The organism is Gemmobacter fulvus, from assembly GCF_018798885.1.
In the GTDB taxonomy this organism is placed as follows: Bacteria; Pseudomonadota; Alphaproteobacteria; order Rhodobacterales; family Rhodobacteraceae; genus Gemmobacter; species Gemmobacter fulvus.
In genome coordinates this window covers 2291172-2304876 of the sequence record NZ_CP076361.1, presented here as the reverse complement: position 1 = coordinate 2304876, position 13705 = coordinate 2291172, and the positions used below count along the sequence as shown (strand labels likewise).

The window sequence follows — 13705 nt, the reverse complement described above, 5'->3', positions numbered from 1 at the left end:
GCGACATTTATCGGGGAGTTAACCCTTCATTAACCTAGATATTAGGGGGAAATTTTGCCGCACTACCGCCGCAATGATGCCACATTCATCTCGCTTGCAACCTATGCGAGAAACCTCTTGGTGGCGGCTCTGCGGAATCATCAGGTGATTCGGCACGGCGGACAGGCGGCAGCCCGCACAGATAGCGGCACCGGCAACGCAAAAGGCCGGAGGAAAATCCCCGGCCCGGTTCCACTGTGATCCGTATTGTTTCCAGAAGCCGTGCTGCTCGGCTGAAAAGGTTAACGCCCCTGACGTATCGGGTGCAGGCTGCTTTGCCCCTGCGGCGTGCTGCTGCGCAGCCCGACGATGGCAAGGAACACCAAAGCCCCGACAATGCCCGCCACGGGGTAGACGACAAGCAGCAGAAGGATCGGGTAACCAGACACAAGCGCCCAGATCACGCTGGCCAAGCCCGCGACGATCCCAGAAAGCATCATGCCTATCGCCATCCTATCCTCCACAACGCCCGTCATGCGCGCCGCATTGTTGCGTATCACCTTCAGGTTGGACCTTATTCGTAAATCTTTGCACGTTCTCAGAACAATACCAGCCTAAAATCATCCATAACGCGAAACTTTGGCGGAATTTGGGCAGGATTTCTGTCAATTTTAGGCAATTTCCAGCCTAAAGACCGGCAAAGGCCCCCAGATGGAGGGAGAGCGAAAGCAGCAGGACCAGAATCGCAAACATGGCAAAGCCCAGATCATGCGCAGCATCCCATACGCGGTATCGGCGCGCCAGCCACACAATCAGAGGGTGCGCCAGAACCAGCGCGCAGAACTGCCCGATCAACGCGCCCTGCACCCCGTCCAGCGCCGCACCGATCAGGAACGCGCAGGTCTGCAAGGCCGCCCGCAGCGCCATCACCAGAAAATAGCGCCGGGAATCCCCCGCCGCCAGCGCCGCCTGATCATAGGTCATGCCGATCACCAGCGGCATCTGCACCAGCGCAATCGCCATCACGATCGCGCCTGCCTGCGCATATCGCGCATCATACAGAAGATGCACCAATGCCCCGCCGAACAGCGCCAGCAGCAGCAGCAGCAGCAGCAGCCCCGCCGTCAATCCAACCCGCAAGCGCCGCAACCGCCGGAAGTTCTGCACCGAGGCGGCAGGCGGATGGTCCCGGTACAGCGGGATCAGAATACGCCCCGTCACCGCCCCGCCCAGCAGCACCGGAAACGACGCCAGAAAATAACCGATGTTATAGACGCCCAGCGCATCCAGCGGCAGAAACGCCCCCAGAATGGCCTTGTCGCCCTGCGACAACAAAAAGCCGCAGGCGGTGGACAGGAAGATCCATTTGCCGAAATGGATCAGCTCGGCCCCCGCGCCCGGCTCCCAGTGCAGGCGATTGCGGTGGCCGGGCAGGCCGACATGCGTCAGCACCAGCTTGGCCACCGACCCGATCAGCGCGCCGATCACCAGCGCCCAGACCGATTGCAGCACAAAGGCCAGCGCGACCATAGCCGCAATGCCGATGGTCTGCGCCAGCAGATCCAGCGCCGTCACCCGGCCCAGCAGCAGATGCCGGTTCGCCGTGTCGATCCGCGTCGGATTGAAGCCGGAAATCAGCAGCGTCAGCCCCGCCACCGGCAACAGCGCCAGCAGATCAGGGGCCTCGTAAAACTGCGCTGCGGGCCAGGCGATGGCGCAGGTGGCCAGCCACATCAGCCCGCCGCGCGCCACCTGCACGGTCCAGGCGGTATCCAGAAAGCCCGGCTCGTCGCCCCGCTTGCTGTGCGAAATGGCCGGGCCGATGCCGATATCGGAAAACATCGCCAGCCCCACCAGAAACACCGAGACCAGCGCCATCAGCCCAAAGGCCTCGGGGAACAGCAGCCGGGTCAGGATCAGGTTGGAGCCAAGCCGCAGCCCTTGGGTAATGGCATAGGATCCCGCCGTCAGGGCCGATCCGCGCAGGGCGCGGGCAAACAGGCTGGGGCGCGTGATTTCCATGCCGCGACCCTAGGCGGGCCACTCGCAAGGGTCAATAATGCCATTCTTCGGCCACAAGCTTCTGCAAAATCAAAGACTCTGCTACAACAGTCGAAACGCCGGGGCCTTGCTGTGAAGATTGCCTATCTCGTCAATACCTACCCACGGGCCTCGCATACCTTCATCCGGCGCGAGGTTCAGGCGCTGGAGCGTGTGGGCTTTTCCGTGCACCGCTTTGCCATGCGGTCAGATCGCGCCACCCTGTCCGACCCCGAGGATGAGGCCGAGGATCAGCGCACCGAACATGTGCTGGAGGCGGGAAAGCTGGCGCTTGCCGGGTCGGCCCTGGGCTGGGTGCTGCGTCACCCGCTGGCCGCCCTGCGCGCCACGGCCACGGCGCTGCGGCTGGGCGCACGGGCGGGCGCACGCGCGCGCCATCTGGTCTATCTGGCCGAGGCAGCCCATGTGGCGGCGCGCTGCGACAGTCTTGGCATCCGCCATCTGCACGCGCATTTCGGCACCAACCCCGCCACGGTCGCGCTGTTGTGTCATCAGTTGGGCGGGCCACGCTATTCCTTCACCTTGCACGGGCCCGAAGAATTCGATGCGCCCCAGGCGCTGTCGCTGGCCGAAAAGATCCATCATGCGGCCTTCAGCGTGGCGATTTCGTCCTATGGCCGCAGCCAGCTGTGCCGCTGGTCCGATGTGGCGGACTGGCCGCGCCTGAAGGTGGTGCATTGCGGGATCGAGCCCTGGCGCTTTGCCGATCCCGCCCCGCTTCCGGCCAAGCTGCGTCTGGTGGCCATCGGGCGGTTTTCCGAACAGAAGGGCTTTCCGCTGCTGATCGAGGCACTGGGGCAGGCGGTGCGCCAGCATCCGGGGCTGCATCTGACGCTGGTAGGCGATGGCCCTCTGCGCGGCGAGATCGAGGCCCTGATCGAAACCTATACCTTGCGCCGTCATGTCACGCTGACCGGCTGGTTGCCCGAGGCGCGGGTGCGCGAAGAGCTGGCAGCGGCGCAGGCGCTGATCCTGCCGTCTTTCGCCGAAGGTCTGCCCATGGTGGTGATGGAGGCCATGGCCGCCGCCCGCCCGGTGATCGCCACCGCCATCGCGGGCCTGCCAGAGCTGGTCGTGCCCGAAACCGGCTGGCTGGTGCCGGCGGGCGATGCGCTCGCACTGGCCGATGCGATTGATGCGCTGGCCGAAACCCCCTTGCCCCGGCTGACCGCCATGGGGCAGACCGCCCGGCAGCGCGTGTTCGCCCGCCACGACATCGACCGCGAAGCCACCAAACTTGCCCTTCTGATCCGAAATGCCGCTGATGCCTGATCCCGCCGCCCTGCCCGACATGGTTCTTGCCGCCGCCTGCAATGCGCAGGAGATTCTGGCCAACAACCTCGCCCGTTCACCCATGGTGCAGGCGGGGGTGCCGCTGCATGTGGAATGGAATGCGCCCTCTGCTGCCATCGCCTATAACCGGGCGCTGGACGCGACCACGGCCCCGATCATCGTCTTTGCCCATCAGGATGTGTATTTTCCGCAGGGCTGGGACCGGCTTTTGGCCGCGCGTCTGGCCGCGCTGACGGCTCAGGATCCCGACTGGGCCTTGTTCGGGGCCTTTGGCGTCGGGCTGGATGGCGCGCATATCGGGCCGGTCTGGTCCTCCTCGCTGGGCATGATCGTGGGGCGGGTGCCGATGGCACCGCTTCCGGTGCAAAGCTTCGATGAAATGGTGATCATCCTGCGCCGCGCCTCGGGGCTGCGCTTTGACGAGGGGCTGCCGGGCTGGCACATGTATGGCACCGATATTGTCGCGCAGGCCCGCGCGGCGGGGCGGGCGGCCTATGCGGGCGCGCTGCCCTGCATCCACAATGACAGGTATCATGGCGCGCTTGGCCCGGATTATGTGGCCTGCTATCAGGCGATGCAGCGCAAGTGGGCCACCGCCCTGCCCCTGCGCACCCCGATCACCAAGATCAGCCGCTCTGGCCTGCATCTGCGCCGGGATCTGTGGCAGGCCCGCAAGTCTGCGGCCTTCCGGCAGGGCATGGCAGTGGGGGCAGACACCAATCCCGAAGATTTCGCCCGGCGCTGCGGCTGGATGGACCTGACGGCCTCGGCCTGAAGAACCGTCAGCGCCCGCGCGTCCAGACCGCCCCGCCGCGCCGCGCCTTGACCGCGACAGAGACTGCCGCATAGCAGGCAAAGCCCGCCGGGTCGCGCAGCGCAAGCGCCGCCAGCCGCGCCATGCCGAGCCGGGCTTTGCCTTCCCGCGCCAGCAGGCCGGGCCAGCGCGCGGCAATCTCGGCCACCCCGGCATCCTGCCGCCGCCGCACCCGCACCAATGCGGCAAACCCTTCGATCATCGGCCAGAGATAGGATGCGGCCACCTGCACCCGTTCGGCGGGGGCAAACTGCAACCGCACAAAGGTATCGTCCGAGATGATGGCCGGAAACACGCCCCAGCGTGCCCGCCCCGCCGCATTGACCGCAAACAGGCCAAAGCCCGGTGCCACGCTTTGCGCAAAGGGCAGGCGCTGCCAGAACCGCGCATAGGCCCGCGTTACCCGGCTCTGTGCTACCGGAATCTCTGGCGTGCCCCCGGCATAACGTGGCGCATCCCCGGCCAGCGCCGCCACAAGCTGCGCCATCACCGGGGCCGAGACCACCACATCTGCATCGAGATAGGCGCGCATCTCGCCGCGCGCTACTGCGTCGCCCGCGTTCAGCGCATTGGGCTTGCCGCCCTGCGGCAGATCCAGCACCACCAGCGCCCAGCCCGCCGCCGCCGCATGATCGGCAAAGCCGCGCGCCACTTCTGCCGTCGCATCGCTGCAGCCATTCGCCACCACCACCGCCTCGGCGCCCCCCGGCACGGGGTCTGACTGGAACAGCGCCGCGAGACAGGCCCCGATATAGGCGGCTTCGTTCGACGCGGGAATGATCACGCTCAGCATGTGCCGCAGCCTGTCGCCAGCGCCTGCCAGCGCGGGTTATCATCGCCCAGATGGCGCAAGGCCCCCCAACTGCCCCATTTGGTCGGGCTATAGACATCGACAAAGGCATTGAACGGTGCATCGGACAGGCGCGCCCAGCCGGTCAGCAACTGCTGATACAAGGCCCCCATTTCGGCGGTGTAATTCAGATGCTGTAAAAAGGCCGTCACCTCGGCATCATCCACCACCGGGCCATAACCGACGACATGGCTGCCGCCCTCATACATCAGCAGGCGCAACCCCTCTGCCCGCGCCACTGCCGCGTGATGCGGCAGAACCCGGTCCAGCACGTCGCGCAGCGTGTCTTCGGCCAGGCCGGAATGGCGTCCGTCCAGCAGCTCTTCGGCGGCCTGTGTCACTGCCTGTGCATAGGGCGCGGCGGGATCGGCCTTGGCGCTTGCGGCCAGCCAGTCCTTCACCATCGGCAATTTCGCCTCGCTGCCCAGCAAGGCGGCAAAATAGCCGGTGACGGCATAGGCATCAAAGGCGGTTTTCGGGGCGGGCAGGCCCTCGGCCACCACCAGCGGTGCGTCCAGGATCTGCGTCTCGATCCCCGGCACGCCGGTCTGCGTGGCCACCACCCGCACCAGCCGGGTGTCGGCCTCGGCCCCGAACACCTCGGCCCAGATCGCGGCGACCTGTGCGGCGCGCAAGCCATAGAATTGCAGCCATGTGCCATCCTGACCCCACCGCGCCCGGCCCTGCTCTTCGGCCCAGCGGGCCTGCGCGAATTGCCAGTTCCACACTTCGTTGGAATATTCGACATGCGCGCGTAATCCCGGCTTCAGCAGATCCGCCACGGTTTCGGCGTAAAAGCGCACCAGATCATCCTCGGCCAGATGCGGCAGGGTGAACCAGGGATCGGCCTCCAGCGCATTGGCCAGCGCCACCATCACCTCCACCGGCACGCCGTTTCGCGCCCAGGTGTAATCGCCAAGTTTCGGGCTTTGCTCCACCGTGGCCAACACCGAGTCATTCGTCATCATCCAATCCATGAACCGGATGGCAGAAACCCCTTGGATGCGCGCAAGCCAATCGGGGTTGAACAGGCCCCCCGCGTCAAGCTCGCGTTCGCGGTCTTGCCGCACGATGCGGATCGCCCGCAGCGGATCGCCCGCCACCAGCCCGTTGATCGTCAGGATCACCGCGCCCTCGCCCGGCGTATAATCAAAGATCAGCCCGCCGGGCACCGATTGCACAGTCTGCGCCCGCCCGCCCAGCGTCACGTCCCCCCGGCCCTGCCAGCGCACCAGATAACGGCCCGCCACACCCGCCGCATCGGCGGGCAGATCGGTCAGGATCAGGGTGGAAACGCCCGTCACCTCGGGCGGCAGGGCGGTCAGCCAGCCATCGGCATCCAGCCAGCCGCCCGCCGCCAGGGCCGCGTGATCCATGCCGCCCCATTGTCCGGGCAGATGGCCGGTCCAGGGACGGGCGGTTTTCATCACATCCAGAAAGGGCTGCTGCACCGACCAGTCATTCACCCCGGCCAGACCCAGCGCCAGCGCCGGGTTGCGGATCGGGGCAAAACCCTGCGGCGGTTCCTCGGGCGCGGCTGTCGCGACGATGGGCTGCACATCAGCCCCCGCCGCGCTGCCTTCGCGCAGGCGATGCGCCTCGGCGGCCTGCCAGGCGATGCGCTGCAAGGCCAGCGCCAGGTCGGGCGACAGGGCCGAATCGCGGCTTTGCCATTTGCGCGTCAGTTTCGCAGGCAGCCCCTCGGGCGATTTTCCGGTGATCGTTGCCAGATGCACCATGGCCACAAGATACAGCCCCTTGCCATTGGGATGGATCTCGTCGCGGAACAGATCGCCCACCGCGGCAATGCCCGGCAAATCCCCCGCCTGTGCGGCCTTGGCCGCCAGCGCCATCGCCTGCCCCGCCGGAATCAGCCGCACCGGAGCCGCCCCGGCGGGCCGCGTCGCCGAGGCTGCATCCGCAAGCTCTTGCCACATCGGCAGATCCGCCGCGATCCGGTCAATCCAGGGCGTGCCCGCCCCCGGATCCCCTTCGATCACCGCGCCCGGACCGGAGGCCAGACTGTGCCATGTTTCATAAACAAACACCTGCGTCTGCGGATTGGCGCGCCACGCCAGCCCGGCAAAGGCCGCCACCTGCACCGCGCTGTCATTCCACTGCACCTGCGCCGCCAGCGGAATCGCCTCGGTCAGCACCAGCGCAGTCACGTCCCCTGTCGCCAGCCGCACCCGGCCATCGACGCCCTCGGCCTCGGCGGAATGCTCCCATTGATAGCTGAGCGGGGCACCATTGATGATCTGCGCCGAAACGCTGGCCTCGGGCTGGCCCTGTGCCTGCAACCCCGCCTCGATCAGCGGCGGCAGATTGGGGCCGACAAGGCTGTGGCCGACAAACAGGATTTCCGCCAGAAGCGACAGCAGAGACATGCGGGGGGGTGCCTTTCAGCCAGCGATACCTGTCGCAGCATAGCGGCTGACCACCTGCCAGACCACCTCCTGCATCACGCGCGCGGCGGCGGGCGTGGGTGGCGTGGCCGGGCTGCCATCGGCCCGCTGCAACGTATGGGGCAGACCCAGCGGCGGGCGGCCCGACAAGACCGCGTAATGGGTCAGCGCCACCACATAGGCGCCCAGATCATTCAGGTGGATCATGTCGGGCGCGCCCTGCGCATCGCGGGTGAACAGATCCTCGCGCCGGGTCAGGCCCGGCACCTCGCCCGCCTCGATCCGCGTGACCAGCGCCGCCAGAACCTGCCCCGCCGGGATCACATGAATGGTGCCCACGCCTTGCCGCGCCATTGCGGGGCGCAGCAACTCGGCCTCCCACAGCGCCGCGCGATCCTGCGCCAGCCGTGCCAGCCACCCCGAGGGATCATCCAGCCGGTGCCAGGTTTCATAAAGATAGAGCCGCACATCACCCCGCGCCTGCCGGGCCAGCCGCGCCCAATCGGCCAGCGCGCGGGCGCTGTCATGGTGCTGGATGGCATCGCGCAATTCCACCATTTCGGTCAGCACCACGGCATCATAGGCCCCACCGCCAATCGCCTCATGCGCCGGGCGATAGGCGGGATGCGCGTTTTCTTCGGCAAAGCCCGGCACATCGCCGCGCCAGTGTTGATCGAGCGAGGCCCCCCAGCCCAACTGGCTGGCATGGCGGTGCCCCTCGCCCATCAGCTGCGCCAGCATCGCAGGCATGTCGCGCCCCACCAGACTGTGGCCCAGATGATAGACCGCGAGCGGGGTGTCGGGCTTTGGCAAGGGCGTGGCATAATGCGCTGCAAGTTCGGCCGGGCTGAGCCTTGCGGGCGGGGTAAGCAACGCCCAGCCTGCCGCCGCACCCCCAGCCAGCACAAGCAAAGCAATCCCTTTAGCCCTCAGCATCCCATGGCCCCGTTCCGCTGCCCTCCGCTCATTTCGGGGCGAACAGGCGGTAATACAAGCGGTCCGGCAGGAAATTCGCAAGGCGGAACAGCCAGCTGAACGGGCGCGGAAAGCTTTGCGCAAACCGGGTGCCCTCCATCAGGCGCAGCAGATGCGCGGCGGCCTCGGCCGGTTCCATGATCTGCGGCATGGCAAATGCGTTCTGTGCGGTCAGCCGGGTGCGGATGAAGCCGGGATTGGCCAGCTGCACCCGGACGCCGCTGCCGCGCAGATCGGCATGCAGCGATTCCGCCAGGGACATGCAGCCCGCCTTGGATGCGCCATAGCCTATCGCCCCCGGCAGACCGCGAAAGCCCGACAGCGATCCGGTGATCACGATATGCCCCTGGCCGCGCGCCAGCATACCCGGCAGAACCGCGCCGATCACCCGCGCGCAGCCGGTGAAGTTCACATCGCACATCGCCTCGACCTGATCGGCGTCCCAGTCCTGCGCCCGCATCGGCCAATAGACCCCGGCCAGCCAGATCACACCATCCAGAGCACCCAAGCGCGCCCCTGCCGCCCGCACGGCAGCCCCATCGGCCACATCCAGCGGCAGCACCTCTGCCGGGCCGGGCAGCGCCGCCGCCACCATGGCCAGCCGTTCAGGATTCCGCGCCGACAGCACCAAATGCGCCCCCCGCGCGCTCAGCGCCTCGGCCAGTGCCAGACCCAGACCTTCGGACGCGCCGACCAGCCAATAGCGTTTGCCCTGCCAGATCATGCTGTCACCTTGGGGCGCATGGTTGCCACCAGTTCGGCCACCTTGATGCCGAATTTGCGGAACTGGCTGCGGTTGAGGATGGTGCCATTCTCCATCAGATACATCCAGTCGGTCACGTCGAGCGCATGGCCCCCCGCCTCGGGTGTCAGCCGGATGCGGTAACGCAGCACCACCGCAGAGCCTTCGGCCCAGCCTTCGCCCGCACCGGCCAGATCTGCCGCCTCGGCGCGGATGCGGCCATCATTGCCAAGGCGCAAGCGCCATTCGCGCAGCTGGACTGTGCCGCTGTCATAGTGGAACCGCTCAGACAGGATACCGCTGTTGCCATCCCAGCGCCCGTCGATCTCGGCCACAAAGCGCGAGGTCACACGGCCCAGCGGGCCATAGATCACGCCTTCGCAGACCATCGGCCCCTGCATGTGGCGGCGCAGATCAAAGCGGGGGCCATGGGCATAATCCTGCGGGCGCTGTGCGGCGAATCCGAAAAAGCGCTGATGCAGCAACAGGCCCGCCAGCGCCAGCAGGATACCAAGGATCAGGAACAGGGTTTCAGTCATCACGCATCTCCGGCAGATCCAGACGCAACAGCAGGGCAATCGACAGCAGCTTCAGCCCGCAGGGCACCCCGGCATATAAAAACCCCAGCAGCGCCAATGTGCCGGGATCATTGGCCGCACCGGGCGCAAAGCCCTGCGCCTCCAGCATGGGCAGCAGCGTGGCGGCGGCCAGCGCCAGCGACAGTTTCGAGACAAAGGACCACAGGCCGAAGCCTGCCGCCTCGCCCTGCCCCAGCCGCGCCAGCTCCCGCGCGAAAAGTGCGGGCAACAGCACCAGATCGGCCCCGATCGCAGCGCCCGAGGCGGCGCATATCAGCGCAAACAGCAGCACATCGCCTGCCCCCAGAGCCAGCGCCCCACCAAACGACAGGATGGCCAGCACCATGCCCGACAGCAGCGCCGATTTCGCGCCGATGCGCCGGGCAAGATGGCTCCAGACCGGGGCCGACAGCGCGGCGCACAGGAAAAACAGCAAGAGCAGCGGCCCTTCGGCCCCCGGCGCGTCAAGGCGGCTCTCCACAAAGAACAGGAACAGGGTGGAACTGACCGCCGCCGGGGCCGCATTCACCAGCGCCAGCAGCAACAGCCGCCGCACCGCCGCCACCCGCAGCAGCGGCCCGAACGCGGTGGCACCCGACACCGCCCCGCGCCATTGCCGCCGCATCGCCCAGACCGAAAGCCCGGCCAACAGCGCAAACCCTGCGGCAAACACGGCAAAGGGCCGGTCACTGATCTGCGCCAGAGCCACCGGGGCCACGGCGGCGGTGCAGATCCCGGCCAGCGCCCCGGCCTCGCGCCATCCCGCCAGTCGCAAATGCCCGCCCGGCCCCAGATCTGCGGCCTTGGCTACGCCTTCGGCATAAAAGGCGATGCTGAGGAAGGAGAAGGCGCTGAATAGCGCGGTCAGGCTCAGCGCGAACCACAAAAGCGGCGCAACCGGCGGCGGCACTGCAAACAGCGCCAGCATCGCAAGGGCCATCAGCGCGCCCGCCCCCGCCACCATCGCGCCGCGCCGCGCCCGTGTCCGCTCGGCCAGCCAGCCAAGTGCCGGATCCTGCACCACATCGAGCAGCCGCAGCCCGGCCAGCGTCAGTCCCAAGGCGCCAAGGCTCAGCCCATAGTCATCCACATAGGCCTTGGGCGCATGGATATAGATCGGCAGACCCGCCGCCGCGATCATCGCGGCAAACAGCGACCAACGGCCCAAGCCCACCGGATCGGCGCGATGGAGCGGCAGGGCGGTCACCGGCTGATCTCGTCAGCGGGCGGGGCGGGGCGATTGCGGAACCCGGCCCCCTTCAGCGCCAGTTTCAGCGCCTGCCAGTGGATCAGCGCCAGCACCCGCCGCGACCCGAAGGGGCGGCGCAGGCAGGCGCGCAGGATGCCAAGATTGGTCAGCGGCACCCGCCGACCGATCAGATTGGTATAGATGCCGCCGCCCGCATGGCTGTGGTCGATCCAGATGCCGATGCGCTGCGCACCGATGTCAAAGCGAAAACGATAGTCGCCCTCGACCGGCTGGAACGGCGAGACGTGAAAGATCTTGCGCGCCACGATCTCATCCTCGCGGGTAATCAGGCCGTGATCGGCGCGGTGGCACAGATAGGAATGGCGGTCGCCATAGGTATTGGTCACCTCGGCCACGACCGCCTGCAACCCCTCGGCACTATAGGCCAGCCAGAAGCTGACCGGGTTGAACACATGGCCAAGGATGCGCGGCTGGGCCAGCAGCTCGACCCGCAGCGGCGCGGGCAGGCCCTGCGCCGCCAGAACCTCGCGCAGCCAGATGACACCGCGCCCCTGCCCCGGCGCGCCGCCATGATCCTGATCCCAGACCGAGACGAGTTTGCGCCGGTTGCGGGCAAACAGCCCCGGCCCCTGCGCCCGTTCGGGATCGAGCAGCAGATAATCCACACCATATCGAAAGCTGTTCGCCACGGCGCCCTTGCGGCCGTGGAAGGTCTGCCCCGCGATATGATCGACCCGGCTCATTCCGCGGCCATCGACAGCGGATCGCGTGCCGCCATCGCCGTCGCCACATCCACGGCGCTGGCAAAGCCATCCTCGTGAAAGCCGTTGCGCATCCATGCGCCGCAAAACCATGTGCCGCGGGTGCCATTCATCGCCCGCACCTGATCCTGCGCCTTCAGGGCGGCCAGATCATAGACCGGGTGGCGGAAGGTCACACTGTCATAGATCCGGTCCTCGCGGATCGGCTGCGTGGCGTTCAGCGTCACAAACATCGGATCCTCCTGCGGGATCGGCTGCAACGAGTTCATCCAGTAGCTGAGCGCGATGCGGTCGGGTTTCGGCCCTTTCGGTTCGACATAGACCCAGCTTGACCAGACCCGGCGCCGCTTGGGCATCAGCGCCGCATCGCAATGCAGCACCGCCTCGTTCGGCTGATAGGACACCGCCGCCAGTGCCGCACGTTCGGCGGGCGTCGGATCGGCCAGCAGGCGCAGGCTGTCGTCCGAATGGGTGGCAAACACCACGTCGTCGAACGCCTCCCATTCGCCAGCTTCGGGCCGCAACTCCACCCCCGGCGCGCGGCGCACCGCGGCAATCGGACAGCCAAGCCGCAGGTGGACCCCCTGATCCAGCAGCAGCGCCTGCAACCGCTGCACATACTGCACTGAGCCGCCCTTGACGGTATACCACTGGTGCTGGCCCTCCGCGCTCATCAGCGCATGGTTGCGGAAAAAACTGATCAGCGCATGGGCCGGAAAATCCATCACACCAGCACAGGGGGTCGACCAGATCGCACCCGAAAACGGCAGCAGATAATGGTCGCGGAACCACGCGCCGGTGCCAAGCTCGCGCAGGAATTCGGCGATGGTCAGGCCAGGATGGGTCAGCGCGGTTTCGGCATGGGCATTGAAATGCACGATGTCGCGGATCATGCGCAGAAAGCGCGGATCGGCCAGCCGCCACTTCTGCGCAAACAGCGTGCCCAGATCGGCCAGCCCGTATTCCAGCGCACCGCTGCCGAATGACGCGCCAAAACTCATCCTGCTTTCGGTATAGGGCACCTCCAGCCGGTCGAACAGCCGGGTCAGATGCGGGTAATTCACCTTGTTGAACACGATAAAGCCGGTATCCACCGGCTGATCACCATTCCTGCCCGCCATCACGGTGCGCGCATGGCCGCCAAGCCGCGGGGCCGCCTCGAACAGCGTCACCTCTGCCTGATCCGCCAGCAGATGCGCCGCCGCCATTCCTGAAATGCCGCCTCCGATCACGGCGATGCGGCGGCGGGGGGCGGGGGGCATTTCAAACGGCATCCGGTGTCTGTCCTTGTGGTGTGCAAAACGATTACGCGGCAAAACCCTTTACGGATCACTGCAATAAAAAGTTGCAGCAGATGATCCGGCCGCGCGCGCCGCCGTATACAGACCATGATACTCGTTGCCGCCCGCCCGGAAATTCAGGATGCACACGTCTTGCGTGGCCCCTATGCTCTGCGCATCGGCATCAAACGGCGAAAAGGCGTGGAACGAGTGACGGAAACGGGCGACGACTGGACGGCATTGCTTCTGGCGGTGCGGGATCGTCAGGATCGCGCTGCCTTTGCGGCGCTGTTCCGGCATTTTGCACCACGTATCAAGGGGTTCCTGATGAAATCCGGCGCATCTGATGCGCTGGCCGAGGAATGTGCGCAGGATGTGATGGCGACGCTGTGGCAGAAGGCGCATCTGTTCGATCCGGCGCGCGCCTCGGTGGCCACCTGGGTGTTTACCATCGCGCGCAACCGCCGGATCGACGCGCTGCGCCGCGCCAAACGGCCGGAGCCGGAAGATCTGCCCTGGGGGCCAGAGCCGGAGCCGGATCAGCAGGCCGTGCTGGAAATGGCCGAAGACACCGCAAGGCTGGGTGCCGCGCTGGCTCGCCTGCCGCCACCGCAGCGCGACCTGATCGAAAAGGCCTATTTCGGGGATCTGACCCATACCGAAATCGCCACGCAAACCGGTCTGCCGCTGGGCACGATCAAATCCCGCATCCGTCTGGCGCTGGACCGACTGCGCCTGCAGATGAGCTGAGGCAAGA

Annotated in this window: 13 protein-coding genes; 3 read left to right on the top strand and 10 right to left on the bottom strand. The window is 66.7% G+C overall.

The features are described 5' to 3' along the window. Positions 1–281 precede the first annotated feature (281 nt). Together KM031_RS11110 and KM031_RS11105 are read right to left on the bottom strand one after the other, a co-directional pair. Positions 282–479, bottom strand: a complete 198-nt coding sequence (locus KM031_RS11110) for a hypothetical protein (RefSeq protein WP_215504835.1) — start codon at positions 477–479, stop codon at positions 282–284. Positions 480–666: 187 nt separating this feature from the next. Then, the gene (locus KM031_RS11105; RefSeq protein WP_215504836.1) at positions 667–2001 is read right to left on the bottom strand and encodes an oligosaccharide flippase family protein; all 1335 of its coding nucleotides are present in this window, start codon (positions 1999–2001) and stop codon (positions 667–669) included. 111 nt (positions 2002–2112) lie between these two features. Here KM031_RS11105 and KM031_RS11100 point away from each other — a divergent pair, with 111 nt between their 5' ends. Together KM031_RS11100 and KM031_RS11095 are read left to right on the top strand one after the other, a co-directional pair. Continuing rightward, entirely contained in the window at positions 2113–3312 is a 1200-nt protein-coding gene (locus KM031_RS11100) for a glycosyltransferase (protein WP_215504837.1), read from the top strand. Further along, positions 3305–4108, top strand: coding sequence for a glycosyltransferase family protein (locus KM031_RS11095; RefSeq protein ID WP_215504838.1), 804 nt, complete (start codon positions 3305–3307; stop codon positions 4106–4108). The genes KM031_RS11100 and KM031_RS11095 overlap by 8 nt, the downstream gene beginning before the upstream one ends. 7 nt (positions 4109–4115) lie before the next feature. Here KM031_RS11095 and KM031_RS11090 read toward each other — a convergent pair whose 3' ends face one another. The 8 genes from KM031_RS11090 to KM031_RS11055 form a co-directional block, all read right to left on the bottom strand. Beyond that, the gene (locus KM031_RS11090; protein WP_215504839.1) at positions 4116–4940 is read right to left on the bottom strand and encodes a glycosyltransferase family 2 protein; all 825 of its coding nucleotides are present in this window, start codon (positions 4938–4940) and stop codon (positions 4116–4118) included. Next, complete coding sequence (locus KM031_RS11085; protein WP_215504840.1) at positions 4934–7384, bottom strand: hypothetical protein; 2451 nt, start codon at positions 7382–7384, stop codon at positions 4934–4936. Before KM031_RS11085 ends, KM031_RS11090 begins: the two co-directional genes overlap by 7 nt. A gap of 15 nt (positions 7385–7399) precedes the next feature. Then, the gene (locus tag KM031_RS11080; protein WP_260692141.1) at positions 7400–8308 is read right to left on the bottom strand and encodes a hypothetical protein; all 909 of its coding nucleotides are present in this window, start codon (positions 8306–8308) and stop codon (positions 7400–7402) included. 58 nt (positions 8309–8366) lie between these two features. Beyond that, positions 8367–9101, bottom strand: a complete 735-nt coding sequence (locus tag KM031_RS11075) for an SDR family NAD(P)-dependent oxidoreductase (RefSeq protein WP_215504842.1) — start codon at positions 9099–9101, stop codon at positions 8367–8369. Further along, positions 9098–9658 (bottom strand): DUF3833 family protein, encoded by a 561-nt coding sequence (locus tag KM031_RS11070; protein ID WP_215504843.1) that lies wholly within the window; start codon positions 9656–9658, stop codon positions 9098–9100. The genes KM031_RS11075 and KM031_RS11070 overlap by 4 nt, the downstream gene beginning before the upstream one ends. After that, the gene (locus KM031_RS11065; RefSeq protein WP_215505012.1) at positions 9651–10838 is read right to left on the bottom strand and encodes an MFS transporter; all 1188 of its coding nucleotides are present in this window, start codon (positions 10836–10838) and stop codon (positions 9651–9653) included. The genes KM031_RS11070 and KM031_RS11065 overlap by 8 nt, the downstream gene beginning before the upstream one ends. A 62-nt stretch (positions 10839–10900) precedes the next feature. Then, on the bottom strand, positions 10901–11650 hold the full coding sequence (locus KM031_RS11060; RefSeq protein WP_215504844.1) for a DUF1365 domain-containing protein: 750 nt from the start codon (positions 11648–11650) through the stop codon (positions 10901–10903). Then, complete coding sequence (locus KM031_RS11055; protein ID WP_215504845.1) at positions 11647–12942, bottom strand: NAD(P)/FAD-dependent oxidoreductase; 1296 nt, start codon at positions 12940–12942, stop codon at positions 11647–11649. Before KM031_RS11055 ends, KM031_RS11060 begins: the two co-directional genes overlap by 4 nt. Positions 12943–13056: 114 nt before the next feature. On the opposite strand from KM031_RS11055, the gene KM031_RS11050 reads away from it, so the two are divergent. Beyond that, the gene (locus KM031_RS11050) at positions 13057–13698 is read left to right on the top strand and encodes a sigma-70 family RNA polymerase sigma factor (protein WP_246566999.1); all 642 of its coding nucleotides are present in this window, start codon (positions 13057–13059) and stop codon (positions 13696–13698) included. The last annotated feature ends 7 nt before the right edge of the window (positions 13699–13705 follow it).